Below are 25,767 nucleotides of genomic sequence, written 5' to 3'. Positions count from 1 at the left end.
GCCGACATAACAGACACAGGCGTGTGACGTGAATCATGCGGAGGCCGGCCCCCGCACGGGACGTGATGGAGTACCCTCGGCGACCTCAGTCAACTAGTCAAATTTGAGGAATCTGACATCGCTGTGCACAGCCTCCCCGCAGCAACGCTCTCCGAGATCTCCGCACTCGCCGGCTGTTCCGTGGTGTTCCTGCCCGCGGATCCCTCCCGGACCGGACGCGTCGCCTTCTGGTGCCCAGACGGTAGCAGTCCGCCCGATGCCCCCGGGACCGTCGAGGACCTGACCGTGACCGGCTCCGACGCCCTGCCGTACGAGGTACCGGCGCGGCTGCTTCCCGTACGGGACGCTCTGCCGGTACTCACCCGCGCACGAGCCTCGGCACACGCATCCCCGGCGGCCGCCTTCTGGGGTGCGGCGGGGCTGCTGGCCCTTCAGCTCACCGCGCGTGGGCTGTTGTTGCCGGGGCTGAGCGCCACGGATCACGACGCCTGGCGGGTCGGACCGCTCACCGCGGACGATCAGGACCGGATTCGTACGCTGGCCGCGTCGATGCCGCCAAGTGCCCATGCGGTGCCGCTCGATGCGACGGCCGAGCCTCTGCTGCTTCCCGAACCGGAGTGGCTGGTAAGGGCGTTCCTCGACGCGGTGGCCGACGGGCTGCCGCGTACGCCGGCGGCGGCCCTCGCCGCCGGGGGCCCGGCGTTCACCGCGGACGCTCCGCAGCGGCTGCCGGATCAGCGGCCCTGGGTCGCCGATGTCGCGGCCGGGCACGACGCCGGTGTCCGGCTCTCGCTGCGCGTGGAGGTGTCCGGGCTCGACCTGGTCGACGAGCCGTCCGAGGGAGAGTTGTCCGGCCCTTCCTTCCGTGTGGTTCCGCAGATCCACAGCGTCAGCGATCCGACCCTGGTCACCGACGCCGCCGAGATCTGGACGGGCAGTGGGCCGGCTGCCGCCGCCCTCGGGCCGAGGGTTCGGATGGACGCCCTTCTGATGCTGCGCCGGGCCGCCCGCGCCTGGCCGCCCCTGACTCCGCTGCTTTCGGCGGCCGTTCCGGACTCGGTGGAACCGGCCGACGAGGAGATCGCCGAGCTGCTAGGCACCGCCTCACGGGCCCTCGCCGCGACGGGCGTGCAGGTGCACTGGCCCAGGGAGCTGGCCCGCAAACTCACGGCGCGCGCGGTGATCGGCCCGCCCGACGATGAGGACGGCAAGGACGAGCCGGACGGTTCCCGGGGGCCTCTGCGTACCGCGTCGGACACCGCGCCGCTCCTGTCCGCGGACGCCCTGCTCGCGTTCAACTGGTGGTTCGCGCTCGGTGACCAGAAGCTCAGCCGCGCCGAGCTCGACCGACTGGCCGAGGCAGGCCGGCCGCTGGTGCGGCTGCGCGACCAGTGGGTGCTGATCGATCCCGACGAGGCGCGTCGCGCCCGGGAGACCCAGGACCGCAAGGTCACGCCGATCGACGCGCTCGGGGCGGTGCTGACCGGCTCCACCGAGGTCGACGGCCGCCGCGTCGAGGTACGGGCGACCGGCTGGCTGGAGGGGCTGCGGAAGCGGCTCGCCGATCCGGAGGGCCAGCGGGCGCAGGGTGAACAACCGGCGCTCGGTCAGCCCGCGGCGCTCACCGCGACGTTGCGTGACTACCAGCTCCGTGGCCTGAACTGGCTGCACACGATGACCTCACTCGGGCTCGGCGGCTGTCTCGCCGACGACATGGGGCTCGGCAAGACCATCACCCTGATCGCACTGCATCTGCACCGGCAGACCGTCGAATCCGCCGCGGGCCCCACCCTGGTGGTCTGCCCGACGTCACTGATGGGCAACTGGCAGCGGGAGATCGAGAGGTTCGCGCCGGGCACCCCGGTGCGCCGCTTCCACGGCGGAGCACGCAACCTGGACAACCTGGCGGACGGCGAGTTCGTCCTCACCACGTACGGGACGATGCGGCTGGACACCCCGAGACTCGCGGCCACCCGGTGGGGCATGGTCGTCGCCGACGAGGCGCAGCACGTGAAGAATCCGTACTCGGCAACGGCCAGACAGCTGCGTACGATCGGCGCGCAGGCCCGGGTGGCCCTCACCGGCACCCCCGTGGAGAACAACCTCTCCGAACTGTGGGCGATCCTCGACTGGACGACCCCCGGCCTGCTCGGCCGGCTCGGCACCTTCCGTACCCGGTACGCGCGCGCGGTGGAGGGCGGCAGCGACCCCGCGGCGGCCGAGCGGCTCGGCGCGCTGGTGCGTCCGTTCCTGCTGCGCCGGCGCAAGTCCGATCCGGGCATCGCTCCGGAGCTGCCGCCGAAGACCGAGACGGACCGGGCGGTCTCCCTGACGGCCGAACAGGCGGGCCTGTACGAGGCGGTGGTACGGGAGACCCTGGCGGCGATCTCCGCCGCCGACGGCATCGCCCGGCGGGGCCTGGTGGTGAAGCTGCTGACCGCGCTCAAACAGATCTGCAACCATCCGGCGCAGTACCTCAAGGAGGAGGATCCGCACATCGCCGGCCGTTCGGGAAAGCTGGAGCTGCTCGACGAACTGCTGGACACCATTCTCGCGGAGGGCGCGGCTGTCCTGGTGTTCACCCAGTACGTGCAGATGGCCCGGCTCCTCGAACGGCATCTGGCGGCGCGCGGGGTCCGTACCCAGTTCCTGCACGGCGGCACGCCGGTCGCCGCACGTGAGTCGATGGTGAACCGTTTCCAGGCGGGCGAGGCCCCGGTTTTCCTGCTGTCGCTCAAGGCGGCCGGGACCGGCCTCAACCTCACCAGGGCGGGCCACGTGGTGCACTTCGACCGCTGGTGGAACCCCGCGGTCGAGGCCCAGGCGACCGACCGCGCGTACCGCATCGGGCAGACCCAGCCGGTGCAGGTGCACCGGCTGATCGCCGAGGGCACGATCGAGGACCGGATCGCCGACATGCTGGCCCGTAAACAGGGGCTCGCGGACGCGGTCCTCGGTTCCGGGGAGAGCGCCCTGACCGAGCTCAGCGATGCGGAACTGGCCGATCTGGTGGAGCTGCGAGGGGGCGCACGATGAGCGACGGATACGAGCGCGACGGATACCGGCGCGAGGAGTACGAGCCCGACGAATACGCCGACCCGTTCGACCGCCTCCACAGCTTCGACAGCGACGAGGAGGACGACACGGCACCCTCGGCGCCCGAGCAGGAACGCACCTTTGCCGCGCTGCCGCCCGCGAGCGGCCGCGGCTTCGCGGAGTCCTGGTGGGGCCAGGCGTGGCTGAAGGCTCTGGAGGACACCGCGCTGGACGGCCAGCAGCTGAAGAAGGGGCGCCGGTTCGCCCGTGAGGGCCGGGTCGGTGTGGTGTCCGTACGGCCCGGCCGGATCACCGCGTTGGTCCAGGACCGGGACGCGAGCGCGTACCGCAGCGACGTGCTGCTCCAGGAGCTGAGCGAGGAGGAGTGGGACCGGTTCCTGGATATGGCGGTCGACCGGGCCGGGCACATCGCGGCGCTGCTGGACCGGGAGATGCCGCCGCATCTGGTCGAGGACGCCTCCGCGGCCGGTGTGGAGCTGCTCCCCGCCATCGGTGACCTCGATCCGGAGTGCACCTGCGAGGCGTGGGACCACTGCCCGCACACCGCCGCCCTCTGCTATCAGGTGGCGCGGCTGCTGGACCAGGACCCGTTCGTCCTGCTGCTGATGCGGGGACGCGGCGAGCGCCGGCTGCTCGACGAGCTCCAGGTGCGGATCACCGCCCGGGCCGCGGGGCACGAACCGTCCGAGCCCGCCGATGCCTCCGCGGCGGGGCCCGGGGACCGGGGTGTGCGCGGGGTCCCGGCGGCGGAGACCCACGCGGCGGGCGACGTCCTCCCTGCGCTGCCCGCTCCCCCGGAGCTTCCCGCCGAGTCCGGTGTGTCGCCGTCGCTGGACACGGAGACCGATCCGGAGCCCGGGGTGGACCCGACGGCGCTGGAGATGCTGGCGACGGACAGTGCGGCGCGTGCGCACCGGATGCTCGCGGACGCGCTGGCGCCGGGCCACGAACGGCAGGCGCTACCGGTCGGGCTGACGCCGGAGCAGGATGCGGTGCGGCTGGCCGCGGACGCACGCCCCGAGCCATGGATCGCGTCCCGGCTGGCGACCGGATCGGGGCGCGGCCCGACCGGTCTGCAGGCCGCGGTACGCGCCTGGCAGTACGGCGGCACCGCGGCGCTCTCCGTACTCGACGAGGAGTGGACACCGGACGCGGCATCACTGGCCCACGCCAGGACGCAGCTCGCCGACGCCTGGGAGGAGGACGAGGCACCCCGGCTGCGGGCCGAGCGCAACCGCTGGACCTCGGTGGACGGGACGGTTCAGCTCCGCTACGGACGGGACGGGCGCTGGTATCCGTACCGCAAGGAGAGCGGGCGGTGGATCCCAGCCGGCCCCTCCGACGACGACCCCGCGGCGGCCTTGGTCGACGCGGCGCTGACCGACGCAGGTCCGACCAGCCCGGGCCTGAGCGGCGTCTGACGGCAGTTCACCGGCGGGCGGGGGCGAGCTCTTCGCCCCCGCCCGCCGTCACGAGTGCGCCCAGGAGTGCAGCTCGATCCCACCGGGCGTTGCGGACCGGGGGCGGATCCCGGCGGCCGTCAGTCCCTGCGATGAGCTCACCGCCCCGGCGGCATCGGGCGTCCCCGTTCCGCACAGGAGCCTGGCCATCACCCCGGGAAGGTCGCGGGCATGCCCGGCACAATCGAGGGTATGGCGGTGACGGGCCGGACTTACCGGCTTTCCGGTGTCCAAAGAATGACCGAACTCCCCCTGAACGAGAGCGATTTCGGACTCCTACCGTCTTCCGCCACTCTCGCGACGCCCGTACGGTAGGGCCCGCGACACGCTCGACCGTACATCGGACACCCATTCCGGTCATCGGACAAGAGGGAGTCACTGATTTCCCGGGGTCCTGAATCCGTCCCGACCAACACCCCCCACTCCCACCCCTTCCCCCCACACACAGCAGGAGTACACATGCACCGGAGAAGGATCCTTCAGGGGGCCGCGGCCACCGCCGCGGCCGCTCTGCTTCCAGCCTCCGCACAGGCCGCCGCAGCGGTGGCGGGCGACACGGACTATCCGTCGGCCCACTGGGCACCGGCATCTACGTCCAACTACACGGTCTCGAAGCGCCCTTCGGCGTATCCCGTGCAGTATGTGATCATCCATGTCACCCAGGAGACGTTCTCCGACGCGGTCGCGATCTTCCAGAATCCGGCGAAGCAGGTCTCCGCGCACTACGTGATCCGGTCGGTGGACGGATACATCGACCAGTGCGTCCGGGAGCAGAACATCGCCTGGCACGCGGGCAACTGGGACTACAACACCCGCAGCATCGGTATCGAGCACGAGGGCTATGTGGACCAGCCCTCGTACTTCACCAATGCCATGTACGAGAAGTCGGCGCTGCTCACCGCCTCGATCTGCGACCGATACGGCATCCCCAAGGACCGCACGCATATTCTCGGCCACGCGCAGGTCCCGGGCACCGACCACACCGATCCCGGCCCGAACTGGGACTGGGTCCGCTACCTCCGCCTCGTCAACCTGCTCGGCGCGGGCTGACCCACGACCGGGTCCGGCCCTTCCGAGGGTGGTCGTACGCCGCCACGGCATGACCCGCGTACCGGGCGCGGTCGACATCACGGGGGGAACCGGTTCGCGCACCCGCGCAGCGTGGCGTTCGTGCAGGCGGCCGTCGCGCGTGCCGCCGAGTCCCAACTGTCCCTGCTCGCACCGTCCCCGGCCACCTGAACCGTACGGCCGAGCACGCTTGGCAGGGACGAGGCGCCGCTGATCGCGGGCGGCCGCTTCGGAGCAGGATCCGGACCAGTCCCGGACCATCGCCTCGCCGCCCAACTCCCTGAACACTCCCTGAACGACGGCGCCGACGGCACGATGTCCCTGGTCGCCGCCCGTGCCGCTGAACCGGGCCACGGTCGGGGCGGACGCGGCCTGCGGCCCGTCCGCCGGGCGCGTGGTCGAACGACAACGGTAGGTGTGGGTTACGCATGGTGGTGGCGCGGCCGTGATAGCCCTGAGATACCCCCGGTGGGGGTGAGATTTAGGTCAAAAGCCCTCCTTCCCATGCTCTTGACCGAGAGAATCACCCTCAGGGCCATCAAGCGAAGCAGGGACGGTTTCATGATGCGTATCACCCGGAAGATCGTCGTCGCCATCGCCGCCACCGCACTGTTGGGCGCCGCGGGTGGGGAAGTGGCGCAGGCCGCGCCGGTGAGGGCCGGCGGCCCTGCACCCTCCGCCTGCCGTCCGGCCAACCACACCGCGAAGATCACCGATGCGCCCGGCAGCGCGGGGCACCGCCACTACCGCGTCACCCTGACCGCGCCGCGTGGGTACGACTCGTGCCGGCTGGCCGGTTCACCCACCGGCATGCGGTTCTCGAACCACGGGTCGGAGAACCGGATCACCGCCGGCCGCTACGGCAACCAGCGGACCGGGGTGACCTTCGGCCCGGGACACCCGGTGCACTTCGACATCCAGGTTCCCAACAACGTCCGTGGCATCTCCGCAGACGCGGCATCCTTCACGCTTCAGGCGCCGGGCGGGGAGATCCCCGGCACGTCCGTGGCCGAAGGCAAGCTCAAGGTGGCAGCCGGTACCCTCGTCGGTCCGGTTCAGCGCGGCGCCTGAGCTCCACATCTTCGGGAACCCCCCTCTCTCGCGAAGTCTCCTGCACCCGTTCCCTCCTGGTGATGAGCCAGCTTTTCGCGGCGCCCGTTCCGGCGGGCGCCTCGGTGCCGAACCCGCCGGAACAGGGCTGACACCGGCAAGCCCCTTGAGGACGCCCATCCCGAGAGGGCCAGGTTTCGGCCTGCGCGAATCCTCGGCAGCCGATGGTGCCGCCATCGGGTCGGTCTGCGGTGGTGGTGCGGAGAGGGCCGTGCACGCGCTGTACCGGCAAACGTTCCAAGTCGGCCAGACCGTCGTGCAGCGCGCGGCGGTGTCCCGTGCGGCGGGCCTCCTCGAATCCCGCCGCACGGGCCTTCTGGAAGAAGGAGAGGCGCGCCCGCTGAGGGATTCCCTGTACCCCGCTCGTCGAGTCGGCGATCCCGGACCCCCGCATGACCGTCTTCGGCCCCAGGGACTCTGGCCGAACCCCTCTCGACCGGGCCACACGGCCGCGCGGCGGCGTCGCCGAACCCGCCGACAAGGCGGTGGATGCGTGAGCGGTTTCCAACCCGACGGCAGCTTCACATGCTTGCCCGTCGGTCATCGCTCGACATGCCCAGCCGTACCTTGCGGTACGCGACCCGGTATGCGGCCGTAACGGCAGCACCACATCACCCCATCGGTGGATGCATCCGGAATCACCGACTCGTTCCTCGATCAGTCGGTAGCGTCGGTTGCCTCAATGCCTCCAACCACCACTCGGGGACATGCATCCGCAACTCGCACAACGTGTGATCGACACCCGTGTCATCCTCCGCGACGGCTACCGGGCTCCCCTCTCCGGGCGGGGCGGACCGTCCGGCTACGGGCAGTGGTGCTTGCCGTCAGGCAAGCCCGACACGGGAGAGGTCCTGGGCGCCGACGCTGCGCGGAAGCTACTGAAGGAAACCGGCGTCACGGTGTGTTCGCCATGACCGCCAACTGGTCTTCCGTCCAGCTCTGTTCGCCGGGCACCTTCCACTGTCCGGGGGTACGCCCATGAACTCACCGATCAATCCCACGGAGTCAGAGATGGAACCGGAGCAGGCGAACATCGAAGCTTGGGAGAGGTACGGAGTTCACCACATCGGCCGGCGGACTCCCGTCCCCGACGTGGAGCGCATCGACTGGGGAGTCCCGGGTGCTGCCCCCGGCGCCGAGGTACTGGGAGATCTGTCCGGAAAGCGCGTGCTGGACCTCGGCTCCGGCATCGCGCAACATGCGGCCCATCTCGTACGCGAGCACGGGGCAGCGGTGGATGCCGTCGACGCCTCACCGGGCCAGTACCAACGCGCCTGCGACCGGTACGGCGAGCTGAGCGGTCTGTGCCTGGTCCTGGGGGATGCCGTCGAGCACCTCAAGTCCGCGGAGCCGTACGACGTGATCTACTCCATCGGCGGCGTTCCCTACATCGACCCCCACCGCCTCCTGCCGGCACTCGCCGCGGCGCTCAAGCCGAACGGGACGCTCTGTTTCACCACCCTGGAGACCAACAGCCTCGGCGACGGACCCTCCCCGTCCATGAGCGCCCGTCCCGAGATTCTGCCCCTGACCGGCGGCGGCGAACTCACCGTGCAGATGTGGGTACCCACCCCTGAGCTTTGGGCCGACCTGCTCGTCGAGCACGGGTTCCTGGTCGAGGGCATCGATCTCCTCAAACCTTCCGCCGGCGACGACCGCGTCTCCTACCGGCTGTTCCGCGCACGTCGACGCACCCGTGTCTCCTCGCGGCCACGCACTTCCCGGCCTCCCGTGGCGCACGCGGCTCTGGGAGTCGCAGCGATCGTCCACGGCCCGCAAGGACTGCTGCTCGGACAGCACCGAAGGGGCACCTGGGAGCTGCCGGGGGGAAGCGTGGAACCGGGCGAGACACTGGTGCAGGCGGTCGTCCGCGAGTTGCGTGAGGAGACGGGGCTGCGGGCTCGGCCGGATGACGTCGTCCTGCTCGGCACCCTGCTCGACCATGTCAGCGGGACCCTGCGGATCACCGTGCCCGCGGTCGTGACCGGGTGGGAGGGCGAGCCGTCCGGCCAACCGGGAGAGAGCATGGGTTCCTGGCGCTGGTACCCGCCGGAGCAGTTCCCCGACGGGCTCTTCGAGTGCAGCGCCCAGGCCATCACCGCCTGGCGCCCGGAACTCCCCGTCGACCGCCCTCCGGCCGCGTTCACCCCCTTCGCCCCGGCACTCCGGGCACCCACCCGCCCGGTCGCCGACGAGCGCCGGTCCCCCTTGGAACAGCCCGACTCCACTGAGGGGGACAGCGCTGCCGTTCTGATCGTCAACAGCTCCGGTCAGTACCTGCTGCATCTACGGGACGCACACAAACGGATCTGCGACCCGGGCGCGTGGTCCCTGGTCGGTGGCGGCCCGGAGGGGGCGGAGTCGCTCGACGAGACCATCGTCCGTGAGATCCGGGAGGAGACAGGGCTGGTCATCCCCGATCTGGTGCCCTACGCCCGCGCCCGCACCGCCGGGCCGCACGTCTCCGAAGGGCACATCCGGATCTACGTCGGATATTGGGACGGCGACGCCGAGAGCCTGCCCGTCACCGAGGGAATCATGTTCCGTTGGTTCGACGTGGACACGATGGAACAGCTGAACATGTGCACCTGGGCACACCGGATGATCCTCGCCCACCACTCCGAACGGGCCGCCTCCGAGAACACGCTCTTGCCCGCGGCTGACCGCGCGGGGAGCGGCACCTGAGCAGGCCGGCGCGGCACATCGAGCCCCTCGACCTCTACGTGATCATCGCGAAGGATCAGAAACCCTTGACCCCTGACCCGGTTCATGAGCAACCCCACCTTCACTCCAATGAGAACCAGTCTCAGGTGGAAGGCGGCGGCCGGAGTGCGAGCCCGACATGGCTGCCGCTCGAGCAGTACGCCGAGACGGTGTTGAAGGCGACCGCCTTCGCGTGCCTGTTCTTCACCGACGAGCACGACAACCCGCTGCAGCTGAGGGCGGTGTACTCCCGGACTCATCCGTGGCAGTTGGTCGGTGGGACGATGGATCCGGGCGAGCGGCCGTGGGATACGGCCCTGCGAGAGTGCCAGGAGGAGACCGGGATCGCCTTCGAAGGCCCCACCACGCTCCTCGCGTCCGTCTTCGGCCGTCCAGGCAAGGAATGGCCCTACGCCACGATCGGCTTCGTCTTCGAGGGCGGCCGACTCACCTGCGACCAGATCCGGTCCCTCGCCCTGGACCCGGCCGAGCACGACGAGGCGCGCGTCCTGCCCCTGCCTGAGTGGCAGGAGCTCATGCCGCAGCGGGACTTCGCCCGGCTGGAAGCCGTGATGGAGGCTCGTCGGTCAGGAACAGCGGCATTCTTCGACTCATGGGACTGGGACGACTGAGGACAGTCACCTGAACGTCGGAACCTCCCCGCGGTGTGGAGCGGCAGCGGTCTGTACGACAGCTCCCGCGCGCGGTCCGCTGCCGCCAGGGCTTCCGCCTTCCGGCGCCGGTGGTGAGACACGGCGTCAGTCCGTGTCATACGGGCAGGGGGCGCCGGCACGGTGAGTCGCGCTCCGTGCTGTCCGGGCGTCGGAGGAAGAGCCGCCTCGCCGGCCCAACAGGGCCTCACAGACGAGGAGGCCCGCCACGCAAGGCGTGATTTCACCGGCATCCGGTTATCCGCCGCCGACCCTTTCCGCGTGATCTGACGCGGTCGCTGCCTCGCAGCACCGGCACGAGAGCGGGCCCGTTCCGGCAGCGGGGCGCCTGTCGGAACAGGTACCTCCCACTCCGCCGGAAGCCTCGCTTGCCCCCAACCACGCCCCGTGCAGACCTGACCGGGGTGGTGGCAAGTGGTCACGCCGCCTGGCCGTAGTGTCCGGGCCCGCGCCGGCCGGCAGGGTCTTGCTGCGAGCGTGCGGCGAACGGCGAACCCAGCCACCCCCTCCGCTAGCATGTTCGAACTCACGACGAGCACTCCCATCGCCCGTCTTTCACCGGAAAACCATACTTTCCGGCGCGAAGAGTGACTTACTCAATCAACATCTAACAAATCGGCCAATCACTTGATACCTATAGTATCGCGGGTGTTTTCGCGAATAAATTACAGAACTACGTTCGCCACCTGGCGTCAATCACGAGCGATACTATGGGCCGCGGCAGGTGTCGTGGCCCTTGGATTCCTCATCGCACTGGAGATCACGGCGCGTGGCTACGGCCTGCCGGGGCCGATGACCACCCAGGTGCAAGAGGTAATAGTCGCCCCCCAATCGGGCTTCCTGTTGTACGCCAGCATGGCGTTGATGATGGTGGTACTCACCTGGCGGCAACGGTTCATCGCGGCCGGTGCCGCAATCGGCATCGACGTCATCATCTTCCTGGTGCGGTGGGCCGCCGACGCCAGGGCGACCCACGGCCACCCCTTCGGTAACGGCGCGTTGTGGGTGATTGTCGCCTATGCGGTCATAGCCCTCACACGCCGAACGGGTCAGGAACGCGTCCTGCTCCTGAAGGGTGTCGGGCTTGGTCTGCTGCTGGTGGCCGGCCGCAAGACCGGCGATACCTGGCTACTCATCACCTCGAAGACCCGCCCGGCGGTGCTCGACCAGTACGTGGCAATCGCCGATCACGCGCTGGGCAACCCGTCGTGGCTGGTGGGCCGCATGGTCACGGCGACCGGCCCGATCGGGGCCCGTTTCCTCGACTCCGTCTACACACAGCTTGCGGTGGCCGCGGTCGTCGTCGCCCTGTTCCAACTGCGCAACGTGGCAGCCGAACGCCGCTTCCCGGGCCATCATCTGGTGCGCACCTTCCTGGTCATCGGCCTCCTCGGGCCCGGCATCTACGTGATCTTCCCGGTGGTCGGACCGATCTTCGCCTACGGCGCCGACGGCGGACACTGGGCGGTGTCCAACCTGTGGCCGAACACGCCGCCGCCGCTCGTTGCCCCGCAGCACATGTCATTCGACGAGATCACCCCACGCAACTGCATGCCCAGTCTGCACACAGCGTGGGCCACCGCGATCTTCATTCATTCCCGCAAGGGCCCACGGATTCTGCAACTCGCCGGCGCGTTCTGGCTGATTGCCACGCTCGCGGCAACTCTGGGCTTCGGCTACCACTACGGGGCGGACATCATCGCCGGTGTGGTGTTCACGCTCACGATCGAGGCAGCGCTGCGCTCGCTCGCTCGCGGCTGGGACCGCTCAGGAATCCAGCTGGTCGCCTACGGCGCAACCGTCTTCGCCGCTCTCCTGGTCTCATACCGCTATCTGCCGGTGGAGATGGCCAACCATCCATGGGTGTTCGGACCCCTTCTCATTCTCGCGATGGTCTCGGTGATCTACGGCTACGTACGCACCACCAACCGGTGGGAACCGAAGGCCGCACCAACACGGCATCCCGAACGGGAACCGGTACCCGAACCGGCTTGAGTCGCGCCTCGTCGGGAAACACCCGCGCTTCCAGGTCCTCAAGCGGGCCGGTGCGCCCGGGGCGGCGACCTCGATGCGGCCAATCGATCCGCGGTGTTCCGTGCGGATCGTGGGCCATCACTGCCCGTTCCCTGCCGGTGAAGGCCCGGCTTCGTCCAGGACACGGGCGAGGCCGGGCCGCCCCTGGTCCGGGGGCATGGTTCCATGGGACGCGGGGATCCGCGCGGCAGGAGAGCGCCAACCACCGCCCAGGCCCGCACCGGTAGGGGCGCGGGGGCCGCCGGTGCGCTGTGGACCGCTGAACGCCAGGTCGACGCGGAGCCGCCACCGGGTCTCACACCCTGTCCACGCATGGCGGCACTGATCCAGTGGTTGCCGGCACGGCCAGTGGCTGCCAGCCAATCACGCAGTGCGCGTTGGCGGTTGTCCGAAGCGCCGCCCTCAGTCCCGTGCGTTGCCCTGACTCGCCGGCGAGATGATCGGCCGCAAAGGTCTCTTCCGGGCCTCCGCACACAGGCACCTGGAGCAACAGGGTGTCCGTTCGGTGTATCTCGTGACGGGGGACGGGTGTGTCCTTTCCGGTCACTGCGTTGCCCGGGTCATGGTGAATCGACCGCACTACCCGTGACGTACGACACATGGAGTGACCCATGCTTCGCCGTATCGCAATCTCCCTGGCCACCGTTGCCGTAGCAGGTTTCATGGCTGCCGCCCCGGCCGCCGCACACGACCGCGGCGGCGAGGAGTCCGGCAAGATCGCCGCCAGCTACTTCGAGATCGACGCTTCGCGTGTGAACTCGGAGTACTTCAACATCGGCGGCCCCTACGGCATCACCTACGCCAAGCAGGACAAGGCGAACCTGAAGGCCGAGGGCGGCAGCTTCTACGCCGAGTGGCTCAACCGCCACTGACCACGCCTCACCGCGCGGGCCCGTCCCACCACGGGGCGGGCCCGCGCTCATTCCCCGTGAGACCGGAAGCGTGGTCAGGATCGCGCCCAGCCGATCAACCGGGGCATCTCCGAACCGACTTCCTCACCGTCCGCAGCCACGATCACGACTCCGGTCGCCCTCCGCTTCGACACCGGACGCGGCAGCACCGTCCGCCGCACCACTCACGAACCGCCTGAGAGGGCGTTGAGTCCGTTTCTTGTAGCGGCCTCGTCCGGGTTGGGTGAGGAAGCCTTGGCGGGTGAGCCGGCCGAGGCGGCTTCGGGCCACGTTGACGGCTGGGTCGCCGGTAGGCATGCCTAGGAGTTCGTGCAGTTCGCGGACTCGGAATGTCTGGTCGGGGTGCTGGTTGAAGGCGTTCACGATGGTTTGGTAGGTGGTGGCCTGTTGGGGCGGATCGGGTTCGTGCCCGGCCGGCGCGAGTTCGGCGATCACCTTCCTGGCCGTGACCAGCTCTGCGAGACGGGCGTCTGCCTCGGCGAGGCCGGCGGTGAGGTTCTCGATCCGGTCGCGTAGTTCGCCGGCCCGGGCGGTGGCCTTGTCCTGCTGGGCCTGGAGGGTGGCCAGGAGTTCGGTGCCGTTCACGCGACCACCTCGAAGGATTCGCGCTTCTCCCGCACCTGACAGCGCAGAAGTTCCTGGATCCGCTGGTCAAGCCCGTCCTGACGCCACAGCGCGAAGTAGTAGAACACCGCCGACCAGGCCGGCAGATCATGAGGCGGATAGCACCACTGACAGCCCGTCCGGTTCTGGTAGAAGATCGCGTTCACGACCTCCCGCAGCCTGTCCGGGCCCGGCGGCGCGACCGCCGGGCCCGGACGTATTCTGATCAACCCTTCACACAGAAACCGGGACTCCACTCATGTTTCGCTATTGGTTCGCGATTGTGCGTCGCACCGCAGTGGCCGCCGCCTCGGCCGCCGTTGTCAGCGGGGCGGCCATGGCCGGAGTGCTGATATCGGAGGACTCGAACGCCTGGTCGATCGCACTGCGGCGAGGGGCGCTCGGCGGCCTCCTGGTCGGCGTCGTCCTGGCCGGCGTGATCGCCACGTCCAACACATTGCATGCCCGGCGTACGGCCTCCCGTCATGGACTGACGCTGTCCCCCGACGCCGCAGCCGGTACCCGCACCACCGTGTTCCGCGCATCAGTCCCCGTCGGAACCACCGCCTATCAGCTCACCGACAGCGTGCTGCACGCCCTCAAGCAGGCGCCGTTCACCCGGATCGACGAGGTCCAGGAGTTCACGCACGGGAAGCTCAGCCTCGTCTGCGCAAGTTCGCTCGCCAATCCGGTGAAACTGAGTATCTCTATCGAGACGGACCAGAACACCGCGACAGTAACCATGGAAGCCCGCCCTGTATCCACATGGAAACGCCTTGACGGTGGCGCCAGCTGGAGCGTTCTGACAGCTGCTGAACCGCATGTCAGGGGTGCCGTCCACCCTGATGCGGGCGGCACGAGCACGGCCTGAGCGGCAACGCGGAGCTCAGCCTTCGGCCGTCTCCCAGGCCGACACGCCCCGGCCGCCCACCCCAGCAGAAACGCGCCAGGCGGCCCTTGACCAAGCCCGCCCACCGCGACCGCCCGGCCACTTGCCCGTTACCGACCCACGCTCCTGACATGAACGGCTGGCCGCGAGGGCGCGATCTGGGGACGCGGACTGTCCTGGGTTCGGGCCCGCAGTTCGCGGGCGGTGGAGGCAGGCTCCGTGGGCGAGGGTCTCGGACAGATCGGCCAGGGGAGCGAGCTGGGGGCGTGGGGGGACGTCGCGATGGTCCAGGTGGGCTTGTCCGGGTTGGGGCCGACCCAGAGGGTCCATGCGCGGCCGGTCCTCAAGAAGGCCGGAGACCTCCTGGACCCCCCGTGGAACGAAGGTGGTCTTGAGATCGGCCAGCCGTTCCGTCTGCTCGCGGATCGCCGTGTCCAGCTTGGTGTCCTGCAAGTCGACGAGGTGGCGAAGTGGAATCTCGCCGCCTTGTCCGACCGCTCCCCTGCCAGGAGGTCGTCGAAGGGCAGCACCTGAGCCCCGGTGTCGATGGGCGGCGCCGACAGTGGACCCTCGGGGCAGACCCACAAGAGTGCCTGGGTACGGTCTGCGCCACCTGCCTCGTTGGTCGCCGTCATCACGCCATGCCGTATCGCAGGGCTCGCGCCTCAGCGCCACGTACCACGCACCACCCACCACGCACCACGCACCACGCACCACGATCCGGACCAGGTGCGGACCAACTCGGCCCAGCAGTAGACGATTCCCCCCTTAGCCGCAGGCCAGGAGCAACGGCAGTCATGAACCACCAGCCGACGAAGAATCTGCCGGGCCGAACGCGCACCACACCCAGGCGCAGCGCTTTGTCCGTGCCCGCAGAATCGAGCGGCAAAGCCGGGCCGGTCTATCAGTCAGGTCACCTACCGCGCAACGGTCCTGGGCCGATCAGTCCCAAGATGCCCGAGTTCAACGGAGCGTAGTCAGCACGGGACAGGTGAGAACGGGTGATGAGGTGGGCTTTTAGTCAGCACCAAACCAGCACGGGAGTCAGCACCGCATCGTCGAACCGCCACGAACTACGCGTCCCGGACGGCGCTCGTTTCGACTGCCTCCGCCCCCCTGAACCGCCCCTCCCGCACCCGGCATGGTGGCCGCGCGCATAGCCGGACCCCGAACTATGTCACCCCGCCACATGTGCGCCTGAACTGCGTGTTTCTACCGTGTGCCGACACGTACCCGTCCCCACCGCACACGAGGAAGTGGCGTCCATGGCCTCCACAGCAACCGCTCCCCCACCCCCCGCCAGCCTCAAACGCATCGTCGCCGCCAGCCTCATCGGCACGACCATCGAGTGGTACGACTTCTTCCTCTACGGATCAGCCGCCGCCCTCGTCTTCAACAAGCTGTTCTTCCCCGATTCCGACCCGCTCGTCGGCACCCTCCTGTCCTTCCTCACCTACGCCGTCGGTTTCGCCGCCCGGCCTATCGGCGCGCTGGTCTTCGGGCACTACGGCGACCGGCTCGGGCGCAAGAAACTGCTGGTGCTCAGCCTGTTGATGATGGGCGGGGCGACCTTCGCGATCGGGCTGCTGCCGACTCATGCCACCGTCGGGGCCGCCGCTCCGGTGCTGCTCACCGTGCTCCGGCTGGTACAGGGCTTCGCCCTCGGCGGCGAGTGGGGCGGGGCCGTACTGCTGGTGTCGGAGCATGGGGACGCCAGGCGGCGGGGGTTCTGGGCCTCGTGGCCGCAGACCGGTGCGCCGGCCGGGCAGTTGCTCGCCACCGGGGTGCTCTCCGCGCTCACCGCGGTGCTGTCGGACTCGGCCTTCGAGACCTGGGGGTGGCGTATTCCCTTCCTGCTCTCCGGTGTGCTGGTCGTCATCGGTTTGTGGATTCGTCTCTCCGTCGATGAGTCGCCCCTGTTCAAGGCCGCGTTGGCACAGGCCGCGGAGCGCAAGGCCGCTGCCGGGGCGACGGAGAAGATGCCGGTGGTGGCCGTGCTGCGGCATCACTGGCGGGATGTGCTGATCGCCATGGGCGCCAGGATGGCGGAGAACATCAGCTACTACGTCATCACGGCGTTCATCCTCGTCTACGCGACGACATCGGCCGATCTGAGCAAGCAGACCGCGCTCAACGCCGTCCTCATCGCCTCGGCCGTTCACTTCGCCGTCATCCCGATGTGGGGCGCGCTGTCCGACCGGGTCGGGCGCAGGCCCGTCTATCTGGTCGGTGCGGTCGGGGTCGGGCTGTGGATGTTCCCGTTCTTCGCGCTGATCGACACCCGGAGCTTCGGCAGTCTGCTGCTCGCCGTGACCGTCGGGCTGATCTTCCACGGAGCGATGTACGCGCCACAGGCAGCCTTCTTCTCCGAGATGTTCGCGACCCGGATGCGGTACTCGGGCGCGTCGATCGGCGCACAGTTCTCGTCGGTCGCGGCCGGAGCCCCGGCTCCGCTCATCGCCACCGCGCTGCTCGCGGACTACGACAGCTCGACGCCCATCGCGCTGTACGTCATCGCCGCGGTGCTCGTCACCGTGCTGGCGGTCGTCTGTGCCAAGGAGACCCGGCACCGGGATCTCGCGGGCATCGAGCCGGCGACAGATCAGGCGGCGCCCGCGGTGGTAACCGCGGACGCCCGCACGGTCAGCCCGAGGCCGGCCGAACCTGTTGAGTGAGGTGCTGCCACAAGAAGGTGTGTGTCAGGGCGTTGTTGTGGGCTGACTGTTCGTTGTCGCCGGCGCCCGCATGGCCACCACCGGTGTTCTCGTGGAGGAGGACCGGGTGGCCGAGTTCACGCAGCCGTGCCGCCGCCTTGCGCGCGTGGCCCGGGTGGACGCGGTCGTCCCGGGTGGAGGTCGTCAGGAGCACCGGCGGGTAGACCCGGTCCGCGGTGAACTGGTGGTAGGGCGAGAGCGCACGGAGGTGGGGGCGGTCGGCTTCGTTGTCCGGGTTGCCGTACTCGGCGGTCCACGATGCACCGGCGAGGAGTTCATGGAAGCGGAGCATGTCCAGGAGCGGCACCTTGGCAACGATCGCACCGAACAGGTGCGGGTAGCGGGTGACCATCGCGCCCATGAGCAGGCCGCCGTTGCTCCCGCCCGCGGCGCCCAGCATCGCCGGGGTGGTGATGCCCCGCGCGACGAGGTCCGAGGCGACGGCCGCGAAGTCCTCGAAGGCTCGTGACCGGTCGGCGCCGAGTGCGGCCCGGTGCCAGCCCGGTCCGTACTCGCCGCCGCCCCGGATGTTCGCGATCACGTAGGTGCCACCGCGCTCCAGCCACGCCCGGCCCGTCAACGCCCCGTAGGAGGGGGTGAGGGAGACCTCGAAGCCTCCGTATCCGTAGAGCAGGGCGGGGCCGGGGGCGGAACGGTCGGGGCCGATCACGAAGTACGGCACCCGTGTGCCGTCCAGGGAGCTCGCGAAGAACTGCTCCGCCGCGAGACCCGTGGTGTCGAAGTGGGCCGGAGCCTGCTTGAGGATCTCCGAGCCGGCGCCGACCTGTCCGTGGTACAGGGTGGACGGCTGCAGGAACCCCGACACGTCCAGGAAGTACTCGTCGGAGATGTCCGGGTCCGTGTCGACGACGGTGACCGCGGACAGCGCCGGGACGTCCGCGAGCGGTTTGCGCGCCCACCCACCGCCGGGGCTCGGGGTGAGCACCTCGATGCGGGTGCTGACGTCACGCATCGTCTCCAGGATCAGGTGGTGACGGGTCCAGGAGTGCCCGGACAGGGCTGTCCGCTCATCCGGGGTGAACAGCACCTCCGCGGTGCGGTCGCCCGCCAGGAAGGCGTCGAAGCCGAACGCCAGCAGGGAGCCCGCCCGGTGTCCGAGCCATTCGGACTTCAGGCTCACGATCAGATGCTCGCGATGGGCATAGGAGTCGGCGTCGTCCGGAACGTCGATCCTGACGAGCGAGGCGTCCGGGGCCAGGAGGTACGTCTCGCTGCGGTGGAAGTCCAGCAGCCGGAAGACGAAGTCCCGTTCGAAACCGGGTGTGCTGTCGTGCCAGGCCCCGGCCGACACGTCTGCCGACCGGCCCTCGAAGACCAGGACGGCCTCCTCCGGTGGCGTACCACGTCGCCACCTGCGAACCGTGCGCGGGTAGCCGGAATCGGTCAGCGAACCCGGCCCGAGGTCGGTTCCGATGAAGACGGTGTCGGCGTCGATCCAGCCGATTCGGGTCTTCGCCTCCGCCACCTGGAAGCCGTCCTCGACAAACGTGCGGGTGGCGAGGTCGAACTCGCGGACCACTACGGCGTCACCCCCGTCGCGCGACAGGCACACCAGTGCCCTGTCGTACTCGGGATGCCGTACCCGCGCGCCCGCCCACAGCCACTTCTCGCCCTCCGCGGCGGCGAGCGCGTCGACGTCGAGGATGACCTCCCACTCGGGAGTGTCCTTGCGGTACTGCTCCAGCGTCGTACGCCGCCACACACCCCGCACGTGCCCGGCGTCCCGCCAGAAGTTGTAGAGGTACGCTCCGCGACGGACCGTGTAGGGGATACGGTCCGAGGCGTCGAGCACCTCCCGCAGGCGGTCCTTCAGGGAAGCGAAATCGGCGCCGGTGGCCAGCGCGGCCGCCGTCTCGGCGTTCCGCTCGGCCACCCACGCGAGCGCGGCCTCACCCTCAACGTCTTCCAGCCACAGGTACGGGTCATTGTCGATCACACCCTGAATTGTGCAGGCCGGAGACGTGTGGTGAGACCACATCCGCCCAGAGCCGAACCCGATGGCCACCACGGCGGCGGCCCCGGCCGCCCGCGCCCCGCCCGCCGCCGTCCGGATCGCGGCGGGCCCTTTCGGGAGGCGCAGGCGACCGATCAGCACTCGGGTGACGGATCACCAGTCGTGGACGGTCCCGTCGTGGAGGCGGTTGACCGGCAGATACGCCGGGGCGTACGGGTGGGCCGCGGCCAGCTCCTCGTCCAGCTCCACCCCGATGCCGGGGGCCTCGCCCGGGTGCAGATACCCGTCCGTGAAGGTGTAGGAGTGCCGGAACACCTCGCGGGTGAGGGGGCTGTGTCCTGAGTACTCCTGGATGCCGAAGTTGTGGACGGCGAGGTCGAGGTGGACGGCGGCGGCCATCCCGACCGGGGAGATGTCCTCCGGGCCGTGCACTGCGCTCTTGATCTGGTACTGGGCGGCGAAGTCGAAGAGTTTGCGCAGCGGAGTGACGCCACCGAAGTGGGTGACAGCGGATCGTACGTAGTCGATCAGCTGCTCGGTGATCAGTGTCTGGTAGTCGTGCACCGTGTTGAAGACCTCGCCGATGGCCAGCGGCGTGGTGGTGCTGCGGCGCACCAGGCGCAGTGCCTCCTGGCTCTCGGCGGGTGTGCAGTCCTCCAGCCAGAACGGCCGGTAGGGCTCCAGGTCCTTGCCGAGCCGGGCGGCCTGGATCGGGGTGAGGCGGTGGTGGGCGTCGTGGAGGAGCGGCAGTTCGGCACCGAACTCGGCGCGTACCGCGTCGAAGACGGCCGGCATGTGGCGCAGATAGGCCTCGGTGTCCCAGTCCTCCACCAGTGGGCGGGCCTGCTGGTGGAGGACCGGTGTACCGGCGGTGTCGGTGTCGGAGACCCCGTACACGGCCTTGAGACCGGGGATGCCGGACTGGATACGGACGGCGGGGTAGCCCTCGGCCAGCCTGGCCCGTACGGAGTCGAGGAGTTCGGGTATGTCCCGGCCGTTGGCGTGGCCGTAGGTGCGGACGCGTTCGCGGCTGGCGCCGCCCAGCAGCTGGTAGAGCGGGAGCCCGGCGGCCTTCGCCTTGATGTCCCACAGCGCTACGTCGACGGCGGCGATGGCGGCCATCGTCACCGGTCCCCGCCGCCAGTACGCGCCCCGGTACAGCGACTGCCAGGTGTCCTCGATCCGGTGCGGGTCGAGGCCGGTGAGCAGCGGCGCGACATGGCCGGTGAGGTAGCTGACCACGGCGAGTTCCCTGCCGTTCAGGGTGGCGTCGCCGAGGCCGGTGAGGCCCTCGTCGGTCGTCAGTTTCAGGGTGACGAAGTTGCGGCCTGGGCTGGTGACGACGACCTTCGCGTCGACGATCTTCATGCGTGTGTTCTCTTTCCGGACGTCGGAGGTGTGGGGGTCGGCCCCGGGCCGGTGCGGGAGTCGCGCTCCGGATGCCGTTGGGCAGCGGCTTCGCGGTCCTTCGTGGCGCCGGAGGCCGGCTCGGCGACCATCAGGTCGCCCCATTCGGTTCGGCCGGCAGCCCCGCGTAGAAGCTGATCATGATTCATATGATCAGCGGGACGGAGACGAAGACGCGACTCAGCACCAGCACAGTGCGGGAACCGGCAAGGCCCATCCGCGCGAACAGGCAGTTCCAGGGACGAACAACGAGACCGCCGGGACGATGCGCTCCGCCGGGAGTCCCCGCCGGGCGGGGCCGATCACCGGTCCCGGCAGCTCGGAACCTGACGGGGAGGAGGGGGCGGACGGCTGCATCCTCGCAGCGTACAGGCCGGTCCCGGCCCCATACCTGGCCCCGGGGCCCTGTCGCGTACGACCCCGGTCCTGCCCGTACCACGACATCGGTGCGCGGCCACCGCCACGGCGGTCCACCGGGGCAGAGGGCAGTTCACTTCGACAACACGGCCGAGTCAGCTCCGCTGGAAGAACTCCACCTCCGCCAGGGCCAGGTGACGGCCCTTGGTCAGGCCGGCGGGCGAGTGCAGGAACAGCCGCACCGTCTTCACATCGCTGATTCCGGTGACGATCGTCTGCGGGCCCGGCTTGTCGCTGAGGGTGACCTTCTTCCGGTGCTTCTCCCCGTCCGCTGTCGTCATCTCCAGGTCCACCTGGAGTGCACGCGCCTGGCGGGCGTAGGCCTCCGGGGACTTGGACGCCCCGTTGGTGAGGATCACGTCGATCAGCCGGAACGGCTTGCTGAAGGTGTACGTCACCGTGGCGTCCGGCCCGGGTGCGCCCCAGTAGCGGTTGTTCAGCCCGTCCGTGGTGTTCGTCGCCGGGTGTCGGGGCATCTCGGCGCTCGCGGCGATGCCCACCGGGGTCACGGCCTGGGCCTTGCCCATTTTGTCCCGGGTGTCCTCGATCAGGGCGCGTCCGGCCGGCAACAGCAGGAGACCGCCCGCACACAGCGCCACCAGCACGGCCAGGATCACCAGTCCCCGGACCACCCGGCCCGAACTCGCCCGCGCCCGGCGGCTGAACGGCCACACCGTCCGCCACCACGGCAGCGGGGCGGACTTCGCGGCAGGGTTCAGCGGAGTCGCGCAGCGTCGGCAGAACCGGCGCTCCGGCAGGTTCGGTGTGCCGCAGGCAGGGCAGGGCACCCCCGCCGCCTCGTCCGGCACCACCGCGGACCGCACGATTGGGCGTGGGGCCACCGGCTTCGCGGGGCGTACGGGCAGCACGGGGTCCTGGGCCGACGCCTCGGGGGTGGGCGCGGCAGCCGGGGCACGAGGGCCCGGCGCGTCCTGGGTCGTCGGCGTGTGGGGGGTGACGGGGGCTTGGGGGCTGACGGGGGCTCGGGGGGTGCTGGGGGCCGACGATGCGGCCGGGGCCTGCCGTGACCGTGACGTTTCCCCCGCCCCTGACACGGTGCGTTCCGACGCGGGGGTGTCAGGTGTCGCCGTGGGGGCAGACGTCGCCGTGGCGGTCTCGTCGCTGGGGGCGGTCTCGGCGCTGGGGGCGGTCTCGGCGTCGGCGGAGGGTGCGACCTGGCTACGACTCGTCGTGCTCGCTCCCCTGGCGCCGCCGCCACCGGTACGGCCGGTCAGTCGGCCGTACAACGACGAGGTACGGGGAGGATCGGCGGCCGCGGGCTCGTCCGCGGGGGATCGTGAGGGCGCCGGCGCCGAAGTGGCGTCCGGTGGGGTGGGTTCGGGTGAGGCCGTGGGGTGCGAGGGTGCACCGGGGGGCGGTGTGGTGTCCGACCAGCCCAAGTACGCACCGCAGTTGCCGCAGAAGTCGTCCGTGGAACCGTTGGACGCCCCGCACGTGGGACACGCGCGCATGGCGTCACCTCCCTTCATCGGCGGGTGGGCCGGGCAGGACCTCCACCCGGCAGACGATGTGCACCGGACACATGGCCCGGACGATCTCGTTGACCCGGTCCGCGTCCACCGACGCCTCGCGGCCCGGCCACACCCGTACCAGGGTCTCGGCGGGGGGCTCCGGCGGCAGGTCGGCTCCGAGGGTGCTCGACCATGCCGCACCGCCGTCCCCGGTCACCTCGGCGTGCACGCCGAGCGCGAGCCGCAGCCCCTCGACCAGACCACGTCGGGTGCCGCGCCACCGGTGCAGCTCCACCGCGTGGACCACCGCCTCACGGCGCAGCTCCACGGGCCAGTGCGGGTCGTCGACGGCGCCCACCCACGTCGCCAGCCAGGCCAGGAAGTCGGCCGGAGTCACCCGGGGGTCGAAGTAGGCGGGCAGGCTGTCGAGGGTCGCGAACACCGGGGCGAGCACGGTGTCGAGACCTGCGGTGAACCGTTGTGCGAAGTCGTCGTCGGCGTACAGGGCCGGCAGTTGTTCGCCGATCGGGTACCTGCTGGGCAGGCCGGGTACGGCGGCGCGGCTCATCCCCGCACCTCCGGTTCGATCGCTGTGACGACCACCTGGTGCTGGTACGAGAAGACCAGCGCGCCTGGGGCCACGTCGATGCGGTCCGACGGCGTGCCGCGCCGCCCGGTCGTGGGGTCGGCGGCGAACAGCCGGATCTCCTCCACGAGCGCGTTGCCGGTGGCGCGTTGCAGTACGCCGAACACCTCTCCGTACTGCACGGACCGTCCGAACGGCCACCCGGTGCCGTCCGGACCGCCGTGCAGCGGGTTGAGGAGCCGGAACAGCGCGGCGAGCGCCGCGTCACGCACCCGGTCCGTGTCGCCCGGCGGTGCCGCGAGCCGGGCGACCACGGTGACACCCTGGTACACCGGCGGCTCCACCACCAGGCGGGTGCCGATCAGGCGTCGCTCGTCGAGGCTCGCGGTGATCGCTTCGAGCACCTGGTCCGAGGGGATCAGCTGCTCGAAGCGGAGCCGGTCGCCCTCGTCCGCCACCGCGTCCGGCACCACCAGGACCCGTACCGTGCCCGCACCGTCCCCGGCGGGCAGACAGCGGACCCGGCGCGCCGAGGGCGCCGCTCGGCGGCTGATGATCTCGTAGTCCTCGGCGGTCACCGCGCGCTCCTGCATGCGCAGCGCGTCCGGCGCCCGCAGCTTGGCGTTGGCGACGGTCTCGCCGGCCACTCCGCCGCGTGCAGCCTCCCGGTTGGTGACCCGTGCCACGTACGGAACGGAGCTGCGCAGCACGGAGATCACGCCGCGGGCGACATTGCCCGCCGGGCCGCCGCCGGTACGGTAGCGGGCCACCCGCACCTGGGCGCCCTTGGGCGGCACGGCGCCGCACTGTCGCAGCGTGCCGTCCGGTTCGCGCAGCACCGGGGGAAAGGTGAACTCGCCGGTGGTCGCGTCCACGCGGACGTGCCGGTCGGCGGACCCGGAGCGGCCGAAGTGCTCCACCACCTCCCAGCGGCTCCACCCCTCGGCCGAGGACACCTCCACCACCGGGGGTTCGCCGTCGAGGAGGACCGGCGGGCGGCCGAGCCGGAAGGTCTGGCCCGCGACGCCTTCCGAGGTGCCGAGCGGTACGTCGGTCACCGTCTCGGCGTGTTCGACGGACATGGTGCCGCCCACGGTGAACACCGCCGCCTCACGTACCGTCGGGGACTCCGAGTAGAACGGCTGGCCCGGCTCCGCCTCGGTGACGCGGCAGCGCAGCCAGCCGGCCCGTGTCCCGCCGATCACCGACGCGGTGTGTGCGGCCGGTACGTACACGATGACCTCGCCGGGCCGGTTCAGCCCGCCGGTGGTGTCCGTGCCGGTCTCGCACTCCTGCCAGCCGCCGCCGTTCCACGCCTCCCACACCAGCGGGGGCTGGCGCGGGTCCACACCGATGCCCTCCACCCGGCTGTCCACGCGCACCGCCACCACGCAACGCGGCACCGGTGCCGGCAGACCGAACAGCAGCGCGTCCCCCGGCTCCGGTGTCGCCTGGAAGCAGGGGACGTCGCGGCCCTCGGCGAGGGTCCTGGTCCGGTCGGTGTGCTCACCGGTCCGGGGCGCGGTCACCAGGCGCGTCAACTCGCTCGGAAGGATGCGGAGTTCGTCCGTGGTCATGAACACCACGGCTTCCTCGGTCTCGCCGCGCACCGTGGTCACCTCGGTGCCCGCGGGCAGGACCACCGTCTCGGGCTGCGGCGCCGACAGCCAGAAGTCGACCTCGGCCCCGGCCGCGGCCGGCGGGAACAGGCAGATTCCCAACAGGTCGAGGAACGCGGTGTAGTTCTTGTCCGGGACGCGGTTCAGCCGGTACAGCAGCTGGTCCACGAGGTAGGCGAACGTCTCGATCAGGGTGACGCCCGGGTCGGAGACGTTGTGGTCGGTCCACTCCGGTGCGCGCTGCTGCACGTACCGCTTCGCCTCGTCGACGAGTTGCTGGAACCGCCGGTCGTCCAGGTTGGGGAAGTGCAGAGCCATCAGTCCGCGACCAGTTCCTCGGTCTCCTCGTCGGAGGGGATCGTGTAGAAGGGAAAGACCAGGTTGCGCCGGTCATTGGTGGAACGCACGGTGTAGTGCACGTCGATGTAGAGGGTGCCGTCCTCGACCGCGTCGAAGGCGACCACCACGTCGTCCACCGCGATGCGCGGCTCCCACCGCTCCAGGGCCTCGCGCGTCTGCTGCGCGATGCGTCCGGCGGTGGCACCGTTTCCGGGGGCGAAGACGTAGTCATGGATTCCGCAGCCGAACTCGGGCCGCATGGGGCGCTCGCCGGGGGCGGTGCCGAGCACCAGCCGGATCGCCTCCTCGATCTCCCGTTCCCGCTCGACCATGGCGATCCCGCCGGTCGGTCCGACCCGCAACGGGAACGCCCAGCCCCGACCGATGAACCGCTCGCTCATCACATGCCCCCGATCCGGACGTTCTGGGCACCGGTCAGGATGTTCCCGGCGCACGCCGTGCGGTCGCCCGCCCGTGCGGCCGGCAGCCCTCCGATCAGCACCATGCCCGCGGCGAGCGCGGCCGGGTCGGGCAGGATCACGTTGGCCGGCCCCAGGAGTGCGTGCGGCGCGATCGGGCAGGTGTGGAGGCTGCCCACCACGGCGGCGGGACGGCCGCCGATCAGCACGCGCATCACCGCGGCGGCGGCGCCGGGCGGCGGGGTGGCGATCACACCGCCGTGGCTGGTGGGGTCGCCGGTACGGGCTGCGGCTGGCATGCGGCACTCCTTGC

The 25,767-nt window shown here is 70.2% G+C and carries 19 protein-coding genes and 2 pseudogenes; 12 read left to right on the top strand and 9 right to left on the bottom strand.

Annotated features, from left to right (window positions below):
- Positions 1-123: 123 nt before the first annotated feature.
- From FHX80_RS34105 to FHX80_RS34065, 9 genes and pseudogenes are all read left to right on the top strand, one after another.
- Positions 124-3,036, top strand: a complete 2,913-nt coding sequence (locus FHX80_RS34105) for a DEAD/DEAH box helicase (RefSeq protein ID WP_145768334.1) — start codon at positions 124-126, stop codon at positions 3,034-3,036.
- On the top strand, positions 3,033-4,478 hold the full coding sequence (locus FHX80_RS34100; RefSeq protein ID WP_244318775.1) for an SWIM zinc finger family protein: 1,446 nt from the start codon (positions 3,033-3,035) through the stop codon (positions 4,476-4,478). Before FHX80_RS34105 ends, FHX80_RS34100 begins: the two co-directional genes overlap by 4 nt.
- A gap of 498 nt (positions 4,479-4,976) precedes the next feature.
- Entirely contained in the window at positions 4,977-5,567 is a 591-nt protein-coding gene (locus tag FHX80_RS34095; protein ID WP_145768333.1) for an N-acetylmuramoyl-L-alanine amidase, read from the top strand.
- A gap of 42 nt (positions 5,568-5,609) precedes the next feature.
- Positions 5,610-5,753: pseudogene (locus FHX80_RS36290) on the top strand (transcriptional regulator); the annotation flags it as partial.
- Positions 5,754-6,146: 393 nt separating this feature from the next.
- The gene (locus FHX80_RS34090) at positions 6,147-6,656 is read left to right on the top strand and encodes a DUF4232 domain-containing protein (protein WP_145768332.1); all 510 of its coding nucleotides are present in this window, start codon (positions 6,147-6,149) and stop codon (positions 6,654-6,656) included.
- Positions 6,657-7,706: 1,050 nt separating this feature from the next.
- Positions 7,707-9,380: an NUDIX domain-containing protein gene (locus FHX80_RS34085; protein WP_341874053.1), complete on the top strand. Its 1,674-nt coding sequence runs from the start codon at positions 7,707-7,709 to the stop codon at positions 9,378-9,380.
- A 188-nt stretch (positions 9,381-9,568) separates the two neighbouring features.
- A complete protein-coding gene (locus FHX80_RS34075) occupies positions 9,569-10,030 on the top strand; it encodes an NUDIX domain-containing protein (RefSeq protein WP_244318774.1) in 462 nt (153 codons plus the stop codon).
- 744 nt (positions 10,031-10,774) lie between these two features.
- The gene (locus tag FHX80_RS34070) at positions 10,775-12,064 is read left to right on the top strand and encodes a phosphatase PAP2 family protein (protein WP_145768408.1); all 1,290 of its coding nucleotides are present in this window, start codon (positions 10,775-10,777) and stop codon (positions 12,062-12,064) included.
- 650 nt (positions 12,065-12,714) lie between these two features.
- Positions 12,715-12,975, top strand: coding sequence for a hypothetical protein (locus tag FHX80_RS34065; protein ID WP_145768331.1), 261 nt, complete (start codon positions 12,715-12,717; stop codon positions 12,973-12,975).
- A 123-nt stretch (positions 12,976-13,098) separates the two neighbouring features.
- On the opposite strand, the gene FHX80_RS34060 is transcribed toward FHX80_RS34065, so the two are convergent.
- Both FHX80_RS34060 and FHX80_RS34055 read right to left on the bottom strand, forming a co-directional pair.
- Positions 13,099-13,599, bottom strand: a complete 501-nt coding sequence (locus FHX80_RS34060; RefSeq protein ID WP_244318773.1) for a hypothetical protein — start codon at positions 13,597-13,599, stop codon at positions 13,099-13,101.
- A gap of 8 nt (positions 13,600-13,607) precedes the next feature.
- A pseudogene (locus FHX80_RS34055) lies at positions 13,608-13,823 on the bottom strand (transposase); the annotation flags it as partial.
- A gap of 53 nt (positions 13,824-13,876) precedes the next feature.
- Between FHX80_RS34055 and FHX80_RS34050 the strand changes: the two are divergent.
- The 3 genes from FHX80_RS34050 (at position 13,877) to FHX80_RS34040 (ending at position 17,181) form a co-directional block, all read left to right on the top strand.
- Entirely contained in the window at positions 13,877-14,488 is a 612-nt protein-coding gene (locus FHX80_RS34050) for a hypothetical protein (RefSeq protein ID WP_167523822.1), read from the top strand.
- A 237-nt stretch (positions 14,489-14,725) separates the two neighbouring features.
- A complete protein-coding gene (locus FHX80_RS36670) occupies positions 14,726-15,040 on the top strand; it encodes a hypothetical protein (RefSeq protein ID WP_167523821.1) in 315 nt (104 codons plus the stop codon).
- A 731-nt stretch (positions 15,041-15,771) separates the two neighbouring features.
- Entirely contained in the window at positions 15,772-17,181 is a 1,410-nt protein-coding gene (locus FHX80_RS34040) for an MFS transporter (protein ID WP_145768329.1), read from the top strand.
- On the opposite strand, the gene FHX80_RS34035 is transcribed toward FHX80_RS34040, so the two are convergent.
- From FHX80_RS34035 to FHX80_RS34000, 7 genes are all read right to left on the bottom strand, one after another.
- Positions 17,150-19,219 carry a prolyl oligopeptidase family serine peptidase gene (locus FHX80_RS34035; protein ID WP_375884484.1) on the bottom strand — a complete coding sequence of 690 codons (2,070 nt, stop codon included), beginning with the start codon at positions 19,217-19,219 and terminating at the stop codon, positions 17,150-17,152. The two genes, FHX80_RS34040 and FHX80_RS34035, sit on opposite strands and share 32 nt — an antisense overlap.
- A 129-nt stretch (positions 19,220-19,348) precedes the next feature.
- On the bottom strand, positions 19,349-20,563 hold the full coding sequence (gene manD / locus FHX80_RS34030; protein ID WP_145768328.1) for a D-mannonate dehydratase ManD: 1,215 nt from the start codon (positions 20,561-20,563) through the stop codon (positions 19,349-19,351).
- Between the two features lie 551 nt (positions 20,564-21,114).
- A complete protein-coding gene (locus FHX80_RS34020) occupies positions 21,115-21,861 on the bottom strand; it encodes an NADase-type glycan-binding domain-containing protein (RefSeq protein WP_244318772.1) in 747 nt (248 codons plus the stop codon).
- 634 nt (positions 21,862-22,495) lie between these two features.
- Positions 22,496-23,059, bottom strand: a complete 564-nt coding sequence (locus tag FHX80_RS34015) for a phage tail protein (RefSeq protein ID WP_145768327.1) — start codon at positions 23,057-23,059, stop codon at positions 22,496-22,498.
- Positions 23,056-25,014, bottom strand: a complete 1,959-nt coding sequence (locus FHX80_RS34010) for a putative baseplate assembly protein (protein WP_145768326.1) — start codon at positions 25,012-25,014, stop codon at positions 23,056-23,058. Before FHX80_RS34010 ends, FHX80_RS34015 begins: the two co-directional genes overlap by 4 nt.
- A complete protein-coding gene (locus tag FHX80_RS34005) occupies positions 25,014-25,436 on the bottom strand; it encodes a GPW/gp25 family protein (protein WP_145768325.1) in 423 nt (140 codons plus the stop codon). The genes FHX80_RS34010 and FHX80_RS34005 overlap by 1 nt, the downstream gene beginning before the upstream one ends.
- The gene (locus tag FHX80_RS34000) at positions 25,436-25,753 is read right to left on the bottom strand and encodes a PAAR domain-containing protein (RefSeq protein WP_145768324.1); all 318 of its coding nucleotides are present in this window, start codon (positions 25,751-25,753) and stop codon (positions 25,436-25,438) included. The genes FHX80_RS34005 and FHX80_RS34000 overlap by 1 nt, the downstream gene beginning before the upstream one ends.
- Between the last annotated feature and the right edge of the window lie 14 nt (positions 25,754-25,767).

The organism is Streptomyces brevispora, from assembly GCF_007829885.1.
GTDB classification, from domain to species: Bacteria; Actinomycetota; Actinomycetes; order Streptomycetales; family Streptomycetaceae; genus Streptomyces; species Streptomyces brevispora.
The sequence above is the reverse complement of the archived record's forward strand: the minus strand, read 5'-3'. Positions and strand labels throughout refer to the sequence as shown.

Bases quoted from the DNA above. Each gene is read 5' to 3' on its own strand.
- FHX80_RS34100 (WP_244318775.1), top strand. From the start codon at position 3,033: ATGAGCGACGGATACGAGCGCGACGGATACCGGCGCGAGGAGTACGAG.
- FHX80_RS34095 (WP_145768333.1), top strand. From the start codon at position 4,977: ATGCACCGGAGAAGGATCCTTCAGGGGGCCGCGGCCACCGCCGCGGCC.
- FHX80_RS34090 (WP_145768332.1), top strand. From the start codon at position 6,147: ATGATGCGTATCACCCGGAAGATCGTCGTCGCCATCGCCGCCACCGCA.
- FHX80_RS34085 (WP_341874053.1), top strand. From the start codon at position 7,707: ATGGAACCGGAGCAGGCGAACATCGAAGCTTGGGAGAGGTACGGAGTT.
- FHX80_RS34065 (WP_145768331.1), top strand. From the start codon at position 12,715: ATGCTTCGCCGTATCGCAATCTCCCTGGCCACCGTTGCCGTAGCAGGT.
- FHX80_RS34050 (WP_167523822.1), top strand. From the start codon at position 13,877: ATGTTTCGCTATTGGTTCGCGATTGTGCGTCGCACCGCAGTGGCCGCC.
- FHX80_RS34040 (WP_145768329.1), top strand. From the start codon at position 15,772: ATGGCCTCCACAGCAACCGCTCCCCCACCCCCCGCCAGCCTCAAACGC.
- FHX80_RS34035 (WP_375884484.1), bottom strand. From the start codon at position 19,219: ATGTGGTCTCACCACACGTCTCCGGCCTGCACAATTCAGGGTGTGATC.
- manD (WP_145768328.1), bottom strand. From the start codon at position 20,563: ATGAAGATCGTCGACGCGAAGGTCGTCGTCACCAGCCCAGGCCGCAAC.
- FHX80_RS34015 (WP_145768327.1), bottom strand. From the start codon at position 23,059: ATGAGCCGCGCCGCCGTACCCGGCCTGCCCAGCAGGTACCCGATCGGC.
- FHX80_RS34010 (WP_145768326.1), bottom strand. From the start codon at position 25,014: ATGGCTCTGCACTTCCCCAACCTGGACGACCGGCGGTTCCAGCAACTC.
- FHX80_RS34005 (WP_145768325.1), bottom strand. From the start codon at position 25,436: ATGAGCGAGCGGTTCATCGGTCGGGGCTGGGCGTTCCCGTTGCGGGTC.
- FHX80_RS34000 (WP_145768324.1), bottom strand. From the start codon at position 25,753: ATGCCAGCCGCAGCCCGTACCGGCGACCCCACCAGCCACGGCGGTGTG.